General features: G+C 67.4%; 13 protein-coding genes. 5 read left to right on the top strand and 8 right to left on the bottom strand.

The genetic code is table 11. The features are described from left to right. Positions 1–33: 33 nt before the first annotated feature. Positions 34–384: a DUF1491 family protein gene (locus ACQR1F_RS18730; RefSeq protein WP_315804208.1), complete on the top strand. Its 351-nt coding sequence runs from the start codon at positions 34–36 to the stop codon at positions 382–384. Between the two features lie 31 nt (positions 385–415). On the opposite strand, the gene ACQR1F_RS18725 is transcribed toward ACQR1F_RS18730, so the two are convergent. Next, positions 416–1,369 carry a DUF2336 domain-containing protein gene (locus ACQR1F_RS18725; RefSeq protein WP_316218094.1) on the bottom strand — a complete coding sequence of 318 codons (954 nt, stop codon included), beginning with the start codon at positions 1,367–1,369 and terminating at the stop codon, positions 416–418. Between the two features lie 398 nt (positions 1,370–1,767). Here ACQR1F_RS18725 and ACQR1F_RS18720 point away from each other — a divergent pair, with 398 nt between their 5' ends. Next, complete coding sequence (locus tag ACQR1F_RS18720) at positions 1,768–1,956, top strand: hypothetical protein (protein ID WP_315739858.1); 189 nt, start codon at positions 1,768–1,770, stop codon at positions 1,954–1,956. 19 nt (positions 1,957–1,975) lie between these two features. Continuing rightward, positions 1,976–2,737 (top strand): hypothetical protein, encoded by a 762-nt coding sequence (locus ACQR1F_RS18715; RefSeq protein ID WP_315804205.1) that lies wholly within the window; start codon positions 1,976–1,978, stop codon positions 2,735–2,737. 27 nt (positions 2,738–2,764) lie between these two features. Here ACQR1F_RS18715 and ACQR1F_RS18710 read toward each other — a convergent pair whose 3' ends face one another. The 5 genes from ACQR1F_RS18710 to ACQR1F_RS18690 all read right to left on the bottom strand — a co-directional run bounded on the left by ACQR1F_RS18710 (position 2,765) and on the right by ACQR1F_RS18690 (position 8,443). Then, positions 2,765–4,255 (bottom strand): acetyl-CoA hydrolase/transferase family protein, encoded by a 1,491-nt coding sequence (locus ACQR1F_RS18710; protein ID WP_434913616.1) that lies wholly within the window; start codon positions 4,253–4,255, stop codon positions 2,765–2,767. Between the two features lie 108 nt (positions 4,256–4,363). Beyond that, entirely contained in the window at positions 4,364–4,867 is a 504-nt protein-coding gene (locus ACQR1F_RS18705) for a CYTH domain-containing protein (RefSeq protein ID WP_434847179.1), read from the bottom strand. 119 nt (positions 4,868–4,986) lie between these two features. Next, on the bottom strand, positions 4,987–5,571 hold the full coding sequence (locus ACQR1F_RS18700) for a DUF1254 domain-containing protein (protein WP_315804202.1): 585 nt from the start codon (positions 5,569–5,571) through the stop codon (positions 4,987–4,989). Further along, entirely contained in the window at positions 5,568–6,149 is a 582-nt protein-coding gene (locus ACQR1F_RS18695) for a DUF1214 domain-containing protein (RefSeq protein ID WP_315716128.1), read from the bottom strand. Before ACQR1F_RS18695 ends, ACQR1F_RS18700 begins: the two co-directional genes overlap by 4 nt. Positions 6,150–6,163: 14 nt before the next feature. Beyond that, the gene (locus ACQR1F_RS18690) at positions 6,164–8,443 is read right to left on the bottom strand and encodes a transglycosylase domain-containing protein (RefSeq protein ID WP_434913615.1); all 2,280 of its coding nucleotides are present in this window, start codon (positions 8,441–8,443) and stop codon (positions 6,164–6,166) included. A gap of 342 nt (positions 8,444–8,785) precedes the next feature. Here ACQR1F_RS18690 and ACQR1F_RS18685 point away from each other — a divergent pair, with 342 nt between their 5' ends. Together ACQR1F_RS18685 and ACQR1F_RS18680 are read left to right on the top strand one after the other, a co-directional pair. Next, positions 8,786–9,298 carry a YcgN family cysteine cluster protein gene (locus ACQR1F_RS18685; RefSeq protein ID WP_315804199.1) on the top strand — a complete coding sequence of 171 codons (513 nt, stop codon included), beginning with the start codon at positions 8,786–8,788 and terminating at the stop codon, positions 9,296–9,298. Between the two features lie 168 nt (positions 9,299–9,466). Beyond that, positions 9,467–11,050, top strand: a complete 1,584-nt coding sequence (locus tag ACQR1F_RS18680; protein WP_315804198.1) for an MDR family MFS transporter — start codon at positions 9,467–9,469, stop codon at positions 11,048–11,050. Between the two features lie 181 nt (positions 11,051–11,231). Here the strand turns inward: ACQR1F_RS18680 and ACQR1F_RS18675 are convergent, their stop codons facing one another. Next, positions 11,232–12,965: a cell envelope biogenesis protein TolA gene (locus tag ACQR1F_RS18675; protein WP_434913614.1), complete on the bottom strand. Its 1,734-nt coding sequence runs from the start codon at positions 12,963–12,965 to the stop codon at positions 11,232–11,234. A 12-nt stretch (positions 12,966–12,977) separates the two neighbouring features. Continuing rightward, positions 12,978–15,095: an OmpA family protein gene (locus tag ACQR1F_RS18670; RefSeq protein WP_434913613.1), complete on the bottom strand. Its 2,118-nt coding sequence runs from the start codon at positions 15,093–15,095 to the stop codon at positions 12,978–12,980. Positions 15,096–15,212 lie beyond the last annotated feature (117 nt).

The following is a 15,212-nucleotide window of genomic DNA, read 5'->3' as shown; positions in this document are numbered from 1 at the left end:
CGTGCAGCGCGCTTGCTCCTGCATCGAACCATCATGCGATTGAAGACCAGCATCTGGGTGAGCGCCTATCTGCGGCGCTGCCAGTCGGCCGGCGCGTTCAGCGCGATCCGCCACCGCGGCGCCGAGGAGGCCGGTGCGGTGTTCGTCAAGGTCGCGCTGATGGACGGCACGGCGCAGCTCTATGTCCCCGCGCCGCAGACCGTCTATGACGACAGCCGGCCGATCGACCGCTTCTTCGTACCGGTATCGCCGCAGCCGATCGCGGAAGCGCAGGTCGAGGAGCGTCTCGTCAAGGAGCTGCGCTTCGATCCCGACGCCTGGATCATCGAGACCGAGGACAGGCAGGGCCGTCATTTCCTCGATCTCGTGCGCGAGCGTCCCTGATCATCCTCCGATCCGCGACGGTGATCGCGCGTCAGCGCTTGAAGCCGTCGGTGCCCGTGCGCACGATCGGTCGCGTCGCTGTGCCGGGCCGCGCTCCGCCTGCGCGGACAGACTGGCGCTCGTCGTCGTACAGCATCGTGCGATGTTTGGCCCTGATCGCCGCCATGCCCGAGCCGCGCCAGGCCGCCAGCATGATCAGCGCCGCGCGCTCGCTGAGGCGTTCGTAGAAGCGTGACAGCCGAAACACGGTCTGGACGGACTGGCCCATCTCCGGCTTGAGGAACAGCAGCACGCGCTCGAACACCGGCGCTGGCATGCCGAGCGCCTTTGCGGCACAGGCCAGCGGCTCGCCATGGGGATCGTTGACCACCTCGAGGGTCATGCGTGAGGGCAGGATCAGGCTCTCGCCGAGCTCGATCGTGAACGTCTCGACGTCGGCGTTGAAGGCGGCCATCTCCAGCGCCTCGATCGCATGCACCGCGCGGTGCAACGGCGTCGGCGCGGCGGGCCTCAGCGGCGTGGTGGCGAGGTTCTGCAGGATGGCGATGCGCTCGTGCGAGGCGGCGCGCATGAACATCTCGCTCAGCTCGGCGGCATCCTTCGGCTGCATCGACAATCCCGACGATGCGTCGTCGCGCGGCGGCATCGGAGACGAGGGGCGAAGCGATGCGGGAATGGGGCCGGCGAGCGGCGGCGCCGGCTCGCTCTGCGCCGGGCGCAAGCCCAGCTTGTTCAGGATCTCGATCGGCGTCGCCGGATAGATCGCCAGCCGCGCACGCACCGCCGCACGGGTCGCATCATCGACGTCGTCGACCAGACGGGAAGCCAATTCGACGAACTGCCGCTCCTCGTCAGCGGAATGCGCGCTCGCCTGGACATAGAGGTCGGTCAGCACGCGCAGCAGAGTGGGCTTGATGTCGACGCCCTCGCGGCGCGAGAGCGTGAGCAACCCGTCGAAGCCGGGGAACAGCGATGATCTTGTCATGTCGGGGTACGCAACTTCGGCAATCGTTGCGCCGATTAGAGCGGAGTTGTTTTAATGCGGCGTTAAGGAAAACAATCGGTGAAGATGGGTCGAAATGACCCGGTGAGACAAAGGCGCAACGCCGGCTTGCCTTCTCTCCCACCGGTGCACGCGATCCGTGTCGGGCGGCCCGCGCATTAATATCCTCTTAACCACGTCCTGATCTTAATCGATCCGTTCGATGATCTCGCCTTGGCCGCGTCTCGCGCCCAGCCTGATCTTCGCCGCGCCGAATGCCAAAGTGCAGCGTCATGCGCCGGCATTCGTGATCGTCAGTTCTGCGTGCCCTCTTGCCTGCGAAGTTCGGGCGACGGGGAGTTTTCAGGGGGTAAGAACTTCGGGCACGAAAGAGAGTGGACATGGCGACCATCATTGAATTCCCGGCGGACGTTGCGCGTCGCGCGCGGCCTGCCGTGACCGGCGCGCCGCAGGAGGGCATGGGAACGATCCTGATTCTTCCCGTCGTTCGGATCGAGCGCGAGACCACGACCGACGATCGCGGGCCCCGCGAGGGCACAGCGCCAAGCCGCCGCCGCCGTCGCCGCTGACAGGTCGGGGGACATGGGAATGCCGGCCATCGTCAATCCGGTCCGGCGCGCGCTGCCGGTCCTCGCGCTCGTCCTCGTCGGCGACCTGCTCGGCGCCTGCAGCGGCGGCGATTTTGGCCGCACCCGCGCCGACATGCGCAATGACGACATGCACAAATGGATCGGCGCGGAAGCCACCGCCAGCGTCGGTGTCATGCCATCGCAGTTCCAGCTCACCGACAATGAGCGCCAGTTGCGCGATCTCGCTTATCCGCTGATCGAGCCGCCGCATTCGCGCCCCGCCTGGAAGAGCGTGTTCGGCGACTATCAGCCGTCGGCCTCGCCCTGGCGCCAGAAGGTCGTGTTCGACCGCACCGCCTATGGCCGCGCCCTGATCGACGAACCGCACCGCTCGCACGCCTCGCGCTACACCCAGCTGATCGACGACGTGCGCGACGACATCACCCGGTTCGAGCCGTTCTTCGCCTCGGCGATCCGCGTCATCGATCTCGACCGCAAGCGCGATGCCAGCATGAAGTACATGACCGAACTCTCGCCGCGCGAGAAGGCCGACGCGGTCGCGCGCATGCAGGAGAACTCGCTGATCGTGCAATGGGTGCAGATCAGCCTGGAGCAGCGCGTCTCGTCCTATCGCTGGGCGCTGGAGCGCCTGGTGCTGCAGGCGCCCGACGGCATGGCCGCCGAGGCCGATCGCCTGATCCATGAACTGGCGGCCCAGACCGCCAATCCGCCGGTCGCGGCGCGGCCCCTGATCGAACGGCCGCTGACGACGCGGGGCTAGCCCGCACGCGGTCGCACGCCGCTTCGCTCAGTCCGGCCTGAGCAGGCGGAAGGCCTCCTCGAGCAGATGCGGCGTGTGCTTGCCGGTCGAATCGCGGCAGGCGCGTTCGAAATAGTCGGCGAGCGCCGGCCGGAATTTCGGATGCGCCGCCTGGTCGATGATGGTGCGGGCGCGCTGTTTCGGCGACAGGCCGCGCAGATCGGCGAGGCCGCGCTCGGTCACGAGGACCTGCACGTCGTGCTCGGTGTGGTCGACATGGGTGACCATCGGCACGATGCAGGAGATCGTGCCGTTCTTGGCGGTCGAGGGCGTCATGAAGATCGACAGATAGGCGTTGCGGGCGAAGTCGCCGGAGCCGCCGATGCCGTTCATGATGCTGCTGCCGCGCACATGGGTCGAATTGACGTTGCCGTAAATGTCCGCCTCGATCATGCCGTTCATGGCGATGACGCCGAGCCGGCGGATCACCTCGGGATGGTTGGAGATCTCCTGCGGCCGCAGCACGATGCGGTCGCGCAGGAACTCGATTTCGCGGTTGAATTCGACCGCAGCTTCCGAGCTCAGCGACAGCGCGGTGGCCGACGCGAGATCCATGCGGCCCGAGCGGATCAAATTGAGCATGCCGTCCTGCAGCACCTCGGTATAGGCGGTCAGATGCGGGAACGGGCCGTCATCGAGCCCGGCCATCACGGCGTTTGCGACATTGCCGACGCCGGATTGCAGCGGCAGCAGGTTGCGCGGCAGGCGGCCCTGCTTCACCTCGTGTTCGAAGAACTCCAGGATGTGCCCGGCGATCGCGCCGGAAACGTCGTCCGGCGCGGCGAAGCTCGTGTTGCGGTCCGGCGCATGAGTCTCGACGACCGCGATGACCTTGTCCGGATTGCAGCGATAGGTGGTCTCGCCGATGCGGTCGCCGGGCGCCACGATCGGGATCGGCTTGCGATGCGGTGGCAGGCGGGTGCCGTAGTAGACGTCGTGCATGCCGAGCAGCGCCGGATTCATCCACGAATTGACCTCGATGATGACGCGGTCAGCCAGATCGAGCCATGTCTTGTTGTTGCCGATCGAGGTCGAGGGGATCAGCCGCCCGTCGGGCAGGACGCCGGCGCATTCGATCACCGCGACGTCGAGATGGCCGAGAAAGCCGAACCATACGAACTGCGCGACATGGCTGAGATGCAGGTCGATATAGTCGATGCTGCCGGCGTTGATGCGCTGTCGTGTCGCCGGATCGGACTGATAGGGCAGGCGCAGGTCGATGCCGTCAGCCCGGGCGAGCGCGCCGTCGAGCTCGGGCGCGGTGCTTGCCCCCGTCCATACGCCGACGCGGAACGGCTCGCCGCGCGCATGCGCCGCTTCGATCCGGCGCGCCAGCGCGAGCGGCACCGCCTTCGGGTAGCCCGACCCGGTGAAGCCGCTCATGCCGACATGGTTGCCGGGCTCGACCAGCGCGGCAGCCTCGTCGGCCGACATGATCTTGGCGCGCAGCGCCTGCGACATCACCTGCGATGAACTCATCGTGCAAACTCCATGCGCGATCGTTCAGACCGCCAAGTCCGCGCTGTTTAAGGCGTGCGCTCGGCGCGTGATTTGACAGGGGTCAAGCCGCAACGGCCCGTGCGTGCATCACAGCCCTGCAAGGCGCGCGCGCCGCAGTTCCCGGACTTTCGCCGCGCGCGAGCGCTCTGTCAGCATGTTGGCCTTGCTGTAGCGCGGGTCGCCGGTGACCTCGTCGCCGACCCAGTCGGGAAGGGTCACGACGGTCGTTTCGGTCGGCAGCTCGATCTCGGCGATGACGACGCCTTCGAGCGGGTCGTGGTAGACGTCGATCTCCCAGACGCCGGCTTCGGCCGGCACGTAGTGACGCGTCTTTTCGAGGATGCGTCCCGCGCAATGCGCGAACAGCACCGCGGCGTGGTCCGCGGGAATATCGTACTCGAATTCATCCCGGGCCAGACCGCGGCGGCCGCTCTTCACGCACAGAGTCGTCCGGTTGCCATAGCAGCGAACGCGGACCTTGAGGCCGTCCTGACGTGCGACGAGGCCGTCGCGAAGGCGTTCACTGTGCGTCGCCTGATCCCGCCAAGCATCGGACTTGACGAGAAACTTCCGTTCGATTTCGAGAGGCATGACCTGATGTTGAGCGAAGCGCCGCCGTCCTGATACGTCATAGCAGCGGCGCGCGACAACGACTATGCCACCAAGGGTGAAGAGAGTGTTGTCGAATTCATTCCGGACGTCGTATTGACTTATCGTTTGCCGCGCGGCTTCTCGGCCTTGGCCGGTGCCTCGGTCTGTACGCCGCAGCTTGCCGCTGCAAGGGAGGCCTGCGCCTGCGGCATGAGGCCCGGCTCGGCGGCAAGGGCCTTCAGCACGATCAAACCGGTCGTCGTCGGCGAATCGATGATCAGCCGGTCGGCGGCCGTGATCTCCTCGTCCTCGGGCAGGTCTTCGTGCTGCGCCTCGGTCATCAGGTTGAGCTCGATCACGCGCTTGCCGGCGGAGCGGTCGTTGATGGCGTAGTAGGCGATCTCGTTGCGCGTGTAGAACGACACCGACGTATAGGCCTGGCTCACCGGGACCGTGAGCTTCAGCGGGCCGTCCGACAGATCGTAGCGGCAGATCGCCATCGCGAACGCCGGATCCATGAACGGCATCGGTGAATTGCCGGGGTCGGCCAATGGCAATTGCGTCACGGCGTTCAGCTTGGTCATCGGCGTCAGCCGGGAGTAGGCGTCCTGGGTCGAGATCCGCGGCAGCGCCAGCACGCTGACGAGATGGACCACGCCGCCGAGCAGCACGCCGACCACGATGGTGAACAGCAGCCGGATCATGATGGGCAGCCTACTGTCGTGATCGAGGGCATCGGCGCGTCGCGCTGCGTGCGGGTCGCGACGCCGACCGGCGTGTCGTAGAGCCGCAGCATCAGCGCATAGCGCTCGATGCCGCCGGTCGGCAGCCAGTTGCCGGAGCGCGAGCGTGCGGCGACACGGATCTCGAACGAGCCATCGGCACCTCGCACCAGCTCCTGGCTGGTGAAGCCGTAGCGCTGCAGCGTGTTGGCGACGAGGTGGCCCTTGCGGTCGTACAGCGTGAGCGTCCAGAAGCGGGCGGGCGGCGTCACGCCGCTGACGAGGATGTCGCAGCGCCCGTCGAGCGGCTTCCTCTTGTCGTCTGTGGTGGCGGTGAAGGCCACGCCGTCGCCGGTGCCGATCGGCAATTCGCCATTGCGGGTGATGGTCGCGCGCGCATAGGGGTCGACATCGGCCGTGCCGGTTTTCGGACGCGCCGTCCAGGCGCCGATCGTCAGCGTGCCGAATTCGGTGCCGCGGGTCGTCGTCATCCAGGTCGCGCCGATGCCGACGCCGGTGGCGATCAGGAGCGTGACCAAGGTGATGAAGAGCAGCCGCACGGGAATCGCTGACGTCAGTTCTTGCGCAAGGCAGGGGTGGCGACGCCGTCGGCCGTTGCCGCGGCGTAGTTCTCGGGGAAGGCCAGCGCGCTCGATGAGACCGGCTTGGCGGGCTTGCGCGGATCCGCTGGCGCGCTCTTTTCGGCGACGCGCGCGGCATCGTCGAGCATCTTCTCGACCTGCACCAGCACCTCGGCGCCGCGGCGGGTCAGGATCGGCGGCGGACCGGGCTTGATCTCCAGGGTCTTCGGCTGGCCGGCCTGTGCCATCGCGGCGGACGCGGACTGCGGCAGCTTCTCGCCCATGCCGACGCCGGGCAGCTCCTTGACCTCGACGCCCTGATGCGCGGCGAGCATGATGTCGTGCCACGTCTGCGCCGGCAGCGAGCCGCCGGTCATGCGGTTGGTCGGAGAATAGTCGTCATTGCCGTACCAGACCGCGCAGGTGAAGTTGCCGGTGTAGCCGACGAACCAGGCGTCGCGATACGCATTGGTCGTGCCGGTCTTGCCGGCGGTCGGAATGCCGTCGAGTGCGGCGCGGCGCGCGGTGCCCTCGCTGACGACGTGGCTCATCATGCCCGCCATGTCGGCGGCAACCGAGGCCGGGATCGCCTGCTTCGGCTTCGGCCCGTCACGGTCCCAGCGCCAGACCAGGTCGCCGGCGCCGGTTCGCACCTCCAGCACCGAATGCGGCGTCACCGCCTTGCCCTTGTTCGGGAAGGTCGCATAGGCGACCGCATGCTCCAGCACCGTGACCTCGTCGGAGCCGATCGGCATCGACGGGGTGTCGGGCAGCGGCGCCTTGAGGCCGAAGCGCCGCGCGACCTCGATGATCTTGGCGCGGCCGGCCTTCGGACCTTCCTTGCCGCCGAGCGCGATCGACAGCTTGACCGGCACGACGTTGATCGAGCGGGTGATCGCCTGCGTCAGCGTCACCGAGCCCGAATAGGAATGGCCATAATTCTGCGGGCACCAGTTGCCGATGCAGACCGGGCCGTCGACCACGATCGAGGTCGGCTTGAAGCCGTTCAGCAGCGCGGTGGTGTAGACATACGGCTTGAACGAGGATCCCGGCTGCCGGTAGGCGTCGACGGCGCGGTTGAACTGACTGGCACCATAGTCGCGGCCGCCGACCATGGCGCGGATGCCGCCGTCGAGGTCGGAGACGACAGTCGCCGCCTGGGTCGCGTGATAGTCGCGGCCGAACTGGCGCAACTGGTTCTCGATCGCCTCGTCGGCGGCATGCTGCACGGTCATGTCGATCGAGGTCCGCACCACGAAGACGCGCTCGGTGTAGGATTTCGGGAACGTGTCGACCAGCTTGCGCATCTCGTCGAAGGCGTAGTCGAGGAAGTAGTTCGGCGAACTCTCGTCGCGGCGGTCGACCGCGAACGCCGGGTTGCGGCGGGCACCGAACACCTGGCCCTCGGTCATGAAGCCGGCATCGACCAGGTTGTCGAGCACGACGTTGGCGCGGGCGCGGGCGGCGGGCAGGTTGATGTGGGGGGCGAACTTGGTCGGCGCCTTGAACAGGCCGGCCAGCATCGCGGCTTCGGCGAGGTTGATGTCGCGCACCGACTTGTTGAAATAGAAGTGTGCCGCGCCGTCGACGCCGAAGGTGCCGCCGCCCATATAGGCGCGGTCGAGATAGAGCTTGAGGATCTCGTTCTTGGTCAGGCGGGTTTCCAGCCAGATCGCCAGGAACGCCTCGTTGACCTTGCGCTCGATGGTGCGCTCGTTGGACAGGAACAGGTTCTTGGCGAGCTGCTGGCTGATCGAGGAGCCGCCCTGGCGGACGCCGCCAGCCTGGGCGTTGGTGACGAGGGCACGCGCCGTGCCGGCGATGTCGATGCCGAAATGGTCGTAGAAGCGGCGGTCCTCGGTAGCGAGCGTCGCCTTGATCAGATTGTCCGGGAAGTCCTCCAGCGGAATCGAATCGTTGTGCTTGATGCCGCGGCTGCCGATCGGGTTGCCGTAGCGGTCGAGGAAGGTGACGGCGAGGTCGGACTTCTTCAGCCAGTCCTCGTCGGCGGTTTCCCGGAAGGCGGGAATCGCCAGCGCCAGCATCAGCACCAGGCCGCCGAGGCCGATCGTGGCCGCCTCCGACAATGGCTCGACGAACACCCAGCGCTTCCAGCCGCCGACATAGAAGCGGTCCATGAACGCGGAATAGCGCTCGTAGAGCTCACGGGTGCCGCGCAGGGAGGAGAACAGCGCCGAATCGAAGCGGGCGTCGAGATCCAGGCGGAAATTGTTGATCCGCTTCTTCCAATCGTCTGGAATGAACTGCCGCACGGGAACCCTGGTCGTTTCGAAAGCGTGTCAGCTGGCTTCGAAAGCACTCAGCAAGTGGGCTGGGGGCCATCGAAGGGTCTTGCGCGATTGTTGCGGCAAACCCATGGCACTGCACAGTCAGCCGCCCGAACCCGAGCACCTGACCCCAAGCCGCGTGCCGGCGCCGCCGCCGGAGTGACTCAATCATCTATCTAGCCGAGCGGGGGTCACAAACCAATGGTTCCGCTCACAATTTGATGCACAAAGCTAACGTGCCGCTGAAGCCGGCAAAGCCCCTTGCGCGGCTCGGGGCCGGGCACCTAGATGGCGGCCAAGTCCCACGCCCTCTTTGAGAATCGCCCGATGACCGCACCGCTCAAACGTCCCTCGGGCCAGGAGGGAATGTTCTGGAAAACCAAGATCTTGGAAGAGATGTCCGAGGCGGAATGGGAAAGCCTCTGCGATGGCTGCGGGCGCTGCTGCCTGGAGAAGCTGGAAGACGAGGATACCGGCGACATCTACTTCACCCACATTTCCTGCAAACTCTTGGATGCCGGGCTATGTGCCTGCAAGGACTACCCGAATCGTTCCGAACAGGTGTCGGATTGCGTTCGACTGACACCTGAGAACGTCCGCACCCTGACGTGGCTGCCGCCGAGCTGCGGCTACCGCCTCGTGGCGGAGGGGCGCGATCTCTACTGGTGGCATCCTCTGATCTCGGGCGATCCTCAGACGGTCCATGAAGCCGGCGTCTCGGTGCGCGGCCGGGTCGAGGGCACCGAGGAGGACGTTCCGGACGACCAGCTCGAGGACCACATCGTGCAGTGGCCGGTGCTGCTGCCGAAGCGGGCCAAGCTGAAGCGTCGGCCGAAATAGCGCGATCACCTCGCGCCCGCAGCAAGTCACGATGATGCGACCGTTCCCGTGCTGTCGGAATGCACCCATGCACCCGACCCGCTGCCGCACGGGAAAATTATGCCTTAAGTAGTTCGCCAGTCGGCGAATCCGCGCGGCGATGTCGCGCCCGGGCACAGCATTCATCCCATGAACAAGTTTGATCGGCAGACGCATTACCCTGCCGCGTCCCAGTCCTTGCCTGAAGAGATTGCCGCCGAGCTGCCGGCCATTCCGCCGCAGGTGCAGGCGATCGAGGATGCGCCGTCGCTTGCGCCGCCGGTGCCGCTGACCCAGGCCGAGGTGCGCACCATCCTGATGAGCCTGCTGCTGACGATGTTCCTGGCCGCGCTCGACCAGACCATCGTGGCGACGGCGCTGCCGACCATCGGCCGCGAGTTCCAGGACGTGACCAACCTGTCCTGGGTGATCACGGCCTACCTGCTGGCGTCGACCGCGGTGGCGCCGGTGTTCGGCACGCTGTGCGATATCTATGGCCGCCGCTCCATGATCATCACCGCGCTCAGCCTGTTCGTGGTCGGCTCGGTGGTCTGCGCGCTGGCACCGAACATGCCGGTGCTGATCCTTGCCCGCGGCCTGCAGGGGCTCGGCGGCGGCGGCATTATGCCGGTGGTCCAGACCGTGATCTCCGACGTCGTCAGCCCGCGCGAGCGCGGCCAGTATCAGGCCTATTTCAGCGGCGTCTGGCTGCTGGCCGGCCTGCTCGGGCCGGTGATCGGCGGCTTCTTCGCCGACCATCTGCACTGGTCGATGATCTTCTGGATCAACGTGCCGCTGGCGGTCGCGGCCTTGGCGCTGCTGCTGCCCAAGATGGGCCGGCTGCCGGTCTATCACCGCTTGCGCAAGGTCGACTGGGCCGGCGGCCTGCTGCTGATGGCCTCGGCCGTCGTGTTCATGCTGGTGCTGACCTGGGGCGGGCACAAGCTGGCTTGGCTGTCGCCCACGCTGCTCGCGATGATCGGCAGCGCGGTGGCGCTGGGCTTAGCCTTCGTCTGGCACGCCAAGCGGGCCGATGAGCCATTCCTGCCGCTGTCGCTGATGGGCGGCACGGTCGTGCCCTACGGCATGCTGGCCAGCGGCTGCGCCCTCGGCGCGCTGATCGGGCTCACGGTCCATCTGCCGCTGTACTACGAGCTGGTCTATCATTTGACCCCGAGCCAGGCCGGCCTCGGCCTGATTCCGATCGCGGCGATCTCGACCTTCGGTGCCGCGATTGCCGGTCGTACCATGGCCCGGGTCAAGCACTACAAGCGCGTCGCCATCGTGGGCACGATCATCGGCACCATCGCCGCCGCGGTCATGACGGTGACGACGCCGTCGCTATGGGTGCTGATGGTGCTGCTGTCGATCTACGGCATCGGGCTTGGCACTGCGTTCCCGATCTCGGTGGTGTCGCTGCAGAACGCGGTGGACCGCTCCCAGATCGGCACCATCACCGGCGCGATGAACTTCTTCCGCTCGATGATGTCCTCGTTCACGGTCGCGGCCTTCAGCGCCATCCTGCTGATGGCGCTGGGCGCCGACATCTCGCTGGCAGAGGGCGCTCATGGCGCCGTCAGCGGCATTGCGGAAGCCGACATGATCCATGCCTTCCGCTTCGTCTATGCCGCCGCCACCGCGATGCTCGCCTGCGCCTCCGTCTGCATGATGCTGATGGAGGAGCGGCCGCTGGCCGGCCCGTCGCGGAATGAGGCCGTGGAGCTGGCGGAATAGGGCCGTAGGGTGGGCAAAGGCGCCCGGCAGGACGGCCCTGCGAAGCACGCTGTCGCGCGCCGTGCCCACCATCGTCCAGCACGGCCGCGGCGAGACGGTGAGCACGGCGCCACCACGAGCGCGCGTGAGGCGAGGGCGCGACAGCGCCTTTGCCTACCCTACGGTTCGCCCGTCGGCGCATCTACTCGCGCGGCTGAACGATTTCGATGTTGTCCTGCCCGCGCGAGCCATCGTCGAGCGATGACTTCACCAGACCGGCCTCGACGCGTTTCGCGAATTCGGTCGTGCCGCCGCTCGCCAGCTCCCTGGCCTGGCTGATCCATTGCTCGCGCTCGATCCGTCCTGCGAACGCCAGATACGAGCCGACCCATTTGGCGTGCTCGGCGGTCCAGGCCGCGATCTGCGCGAAATGCCAAATGCCGAGGCCGTGCAGCCGCGCCTCGTTCTGCTTGCCGATGCCCTTGATCAGCTTGAGATCGTCGGCCTGGCCGCCGCGCGGCGCGACGAGCCCGAGCGGGCGGGCGCCGCCATGGGCGTCTTCGTTCTCGACGGGCGGCATCAGCGCCGGCAGGTGGGCCAGGAGGTAGCTCGCCTCGTCCTCGCTCAGCGGCGTGTCGGCGTGTTCGTCGATGGTGATCGCGCCGGACTTCACCGCGCTGGAATGCGCGGTGTCGAGGCCGGCCGCGAGCAGCTTGGCCTGCGTGATCCAATGCTCGCGCTCGATGCGGCCGGGGAAGGCCATGTGATGGCCGACCCAGTCGGCATGCGCTGGCGACCACGCCGCGATCTGGCTGAAATGATGCACGCCGATGTCGTTCAGGATGCGCTCGTTCTTGGGTCCGATGCCCTTGATGAGCTTGAGATCGTCGGCGGCGCCCTCGGGCGCGGGCAGGGCCGGCGGTCTGTCGTCGGCCGCGGCTGGGCTGTCCGGGGCCGCTGATGCGGCAACCTCGGCTGCGAGCCGTTCCGCCTCGGCGTCGGCGGCGAGGCGATCGGCTTCCGCCCGTGCGGCCGCTTCGGCGGCCAGGCGATCGGCCTCGGCCTTGGCGGTCGTTTCGGCCGCGAGACGCTGGGCTTCCGCCGCGGCCTTCGCAACGGCCTCCGCCGCAAGACGGTCCGCTTCGGCTTTCGCCGCTGCTTCGGCGGCCAAGCGTTCAGCTTCGGCCTTTGCAGCCGCTTCTGCCGCAACACGATCGGCCTCTGCTTTCGCGGCGGCTTCCGCAGCGAGGCGGTCGGATTCGGCTTTCGCGGCGGCCTCCGCAGCAAGGCGATCGGACTCGGCCTTCGCCGCCGCCTCGGCAGCGAGACGTTCGGCTTCGGCCTTCGCTGCGGCTTCAGCCGCCAGACGATCAGCCTCGGCCCTTGCCGCGGCTTCCGCGGCGAGCCGCTCAGCCTCGGCCTTTGCGGCCGTTTCGGCGGCCAGCCGCTCGGCCTCCGCCCTTGCCGCGGCTTCGGCCGCAACACGTTCGGCTTCAGCCTTTGCGGCAGCTTCAGTGGCGAGGCGGTCGGCCTCGACGCTGGCTGCAGCTTGCGAAGCCGGGGAAGGGCTGTCCGCCCAAGGACGAGCCGCCGCGGTTGCGCCGGCGAACGCGACGCTGTTTCCAGGACCGCCCGGCGACATCGCACTGGTGTCACCCAGCCCGACATATTCCTTGAGCTGTCCGCCGATCAGGCAGCCGAGCACATAGGCGCCGACCATCAGCAGGCCGACCTCGAGCCACAGGCCGGCACGTCCGGGCAGCACGCTCAGCAGCGCCATCAGGATCCCGATGACAAGGGCGAGCGTCGCCGGCAGCAGCCAGCTTCTCAGCCAGTCCGGCCGCGGCTCGTCCGACCAGGTGCGCCAGCCGACGAAGCCGCCGATGCCGGCGGCGAGGATGATCCAGAACGGAAATGTCGCAAGGTCGTACATCATGATGTCAGCGCCTCACTTGACGACGAATTCGATGCGGCGGTTCTGCGCGCGGCCTTCGGCCGTGTCGTTGGAGGCGACCGGCTTGTTCTGGCCGTAGCCCTCCGAGGTCATGCGCGAGGTGTCGATGCCGGCGTCGCCGATATAGCCGACCACCGCCGCCGCCCGGCGCTTCGAGAGGTCCATGTTGTCAGCTTCGTCCCCGACATTGTCGGTGTGGCCCTCGATCGCGATCTCGGCGTCCTTGCAGCGCTGCGCAACCTCGATCAGGTGGTCGAGCAGCGCCAGCGAGGCGCGGCTCAGCTCGGCGCTGCCGGTGCTGAAGCGGATGCGGCCCTTGGCGAGCAGCCCGTTGAACGCCGGCTGGCACTCCGCGACCGCCAATGGTGGGCCTTCCGGCTTGAGGCCGATCTTGACGTCGTCGAGCTTGAAGCCGCTGCCGACCGCGTCGGCGAGCTCCTTGCGGACCTGCTCGGCCGACTTGTCGTAGATGGCGAGCCCGTCGACCGTGATCGCCGCATCCTTCGCCGTCAGCGCGCCGGACCACAGCCGCGCCAGCGCCGGGAACGTCGCCTTCAGCGACTGCACGTAATCCTTTGGCGCACCGTCGCCGATCTTCAGGCCGTCCTCGACCGTCTCGGTGATGAAGGTCGTCGTGGCGGCGTCGACGAGATCGCGGCGGGCGGCATCATCAGGCACGTAGCCGCTCAGCCTGACACGGCCATCCTGCTTCTGCAGTCCGAACGCGTAGGGCGAGACCGGGCCGTCGCGGACGTCGATGGATGCGAGCGCGAACGGCGCGGGCAGGGCGCCGGCCAGTTGCTCGCGCACGGTCGCGCCGGTGACATTGGCGAGTCCCACGCCCCTGAGCGAGACCTGGGTGTCGTTGATCTCGGCGCGCCCCTGCGCAAGCTTGGCGAGCTGCTGCAGCAGGCTCGCGCTCGCTTTGGCAACGTCGCCATCGGGGGCGCCGCGGGCGATGCCGATCTGGCTCTTGATCGGCTTGCCGTCGAACTGTCCGCTGGCAGAGGCCAGCATCGCCTCGCGGGCGGTCGCGCTCGGCGCGAGACCTGTGAGGCTCAGGCCGGTGCCGTCGAACTCCGCCGACCAGCGATAGGGCTTGATCTCCGGCGGCAGAATGTCGGCCTTGGCCAAGGTCAGCCCGGCCGGCAGCTTGCCGACGCCGGCCATCGTTTCGTCGTAGGCGGCGGTCGAGGGTGCTTCGCCCGAGATCGCGTAGGTGGCGTCGGAGATGACGACGCGGCCCGTGCTCAGCCTGGCGAGCTCCGCAAGCGCGTAGGACGTGTAGGCACCGAAATCACCGTCAGGCGCGCCGCGTGCGATCTGCATCTGATGCATCACCGACGTGCCGGGCCAGGCCTTGGTCGCGGCGGCCTCGAGCGCGCGCCTGATGTCGTCGTTCGGGACGACGCCGGACATCACCAGCGTGTTGCCCTCGCGGACCGCGCTCCAGATGAAGGGCTTTGCCTCCGGCGGCAGGATCGCCATTTTGTCGAGCACGGCGCCGCCGGGCAGCTGCCGCGTCGCGGCGACGGCGGCCTCGTAGACGTCCGATGAGGCGGCGGCGCCTGCGATCGAATAGGCCTTGTCCGCGAGCGCGAACGTGCCGCCATTGAGCTTGGCGGCCTGGATCGCTCCGTGGCTTGCGATGGCCGCGAAGTCGGCCGGAGCCCCCAGTGCATAGGAGAGGCGATCGACCACCTCACCGCCGGACGAACGGACGGCATTGAGCACGGCATTGCGAACGGCGGGCGTCGGCACCGCGCCTTCGAGCACGAGCTGGCCGCCGTTTCGCGTGGCGCGGAAAGCATAGGGCTTCGGTGTCGGCAGCTTGTCGTAGGTACCGTCGACGAGCCGGACGCCATTGACCGTGGCGGCGTCTGCCAGTTTCGTCGACTGGTCGGGACTGAACTCCGGCCCTGCGATGCGAACGTCGCGGCCCGCGACCGAGACCTTGAGCGCTGCGGCCGTATCGGGGACGGCGGCGGCAATGGCGGCGCGGACTCGCGGCGCAATGTCGTCCTCGACATCAGCCGTCTTGAAGCTCATGGCGGCGAGCCACAGCACGGCAACAGCGATCAGTCCCGCCCACCATTTCGATGGTTGATGCATGTGAGAGCCCCTCGTTTCCCCACCTGCGCCCGGTTCACCCGGATCGTTCCGTTGTTATGAACCACGTGCCGAGCCTATCAGAACAGCTCCCGGAGACCAGCCGTCGGCACGTTGTGT

It is taken from the genome of Bradyrhizobium sp. HKCCYLS3013 (genome assembly GCF_051167615.1).
In the GTDB taxonomy this organism is placed as follows: domain Bacteria; phylum Pseudomonadota; class Alphaproteobacteria; order Rhizobiales; family Xanthobacteraceae; genus Bradyrhizobium.
Note: the sequence above shows the minus strand (reverse complement) of the source record. Positions and strands in the feature narration are given on the sequence as shown.

Coding starts and splice junctions, on each gene's coding strand:
- ACQR1F_RS18720 (WP_315739858.1), top strand. CDS start 1,768: ATGGCGACCATCATTGAATTCCCGGCGGACGTTGCGCGTCGCGCGCGG.
- ACQR1F_RS18675 (WP_434913614.1), bottom strand. CDS start 12,965: ATGATGTACGACCTTGCGACATTTCCGTTCTGGATCATCCTCGCCGCC.
- ACQR1F_RS18700 (WP_315804202.1), bottom strand. CDS start 5,571: ATGATCCGGCTGCTGTTCACCATCGTGGTCGGCGTGCTGCTCGGCGGC.
- ACQR1F_RS18730 (WP_315804208.1), top strand. CDS start 34: ATGCGATTGAAGACCAGCATCTGGGTGAGCGCCTATCTGCGGCGCTGC.
- ACQR1F_RS18725 (WP_316218094.1), bottom strand. CDS start 1,369: ATGACAAGATCATCGCTGTTCCCCGGCTTCGACGGGTTGCTCACGCTC.
- ACQR1F_RS18680 (WP_315804198.1), top strand. CDS start 9,467: ATGAACAAGTTTGATCGGCAGACGCATTACCCTGCCGCGTCCCAGTCC.
- ACQR1F_RS18670 (WP_434913613.1), bottom strand. CDS start 15,095: ATGCATCAACCATCGAAATGGTGGGCGGGACTGATCGCTGTTGCCGTG.
- ACQR1F_RS18710 (WP_434913616.1), bottom strand. CDS start 4,255: ATGAGTTCATCGCAGGTGATGTCGCAGGCGCTGCGCGCCAAGATCATG.
- ACQR1F_RS18715 (WP_315804205.1), top strand. CDS start 1,976: ATGCCGGCCATCGTCAATCCGGTCCGGCGCGCGCTGCCGGTCCTCGCG.
- ACQR1F_RS18685 (WP_315804199.1), top strand. CDS start 8,786: ATGACCGCACCGCTCAAACGTCCCTCGGGCCAGGAGGGAATGTTCTGG.
- ACQR1F_RS18705 (WP_434847179.1), bottom strand. CDS start 4,867: ATGCCTCTCGAAATCGAACGGAAGTTTCTCGTCAAGTCCGATGCTTGG.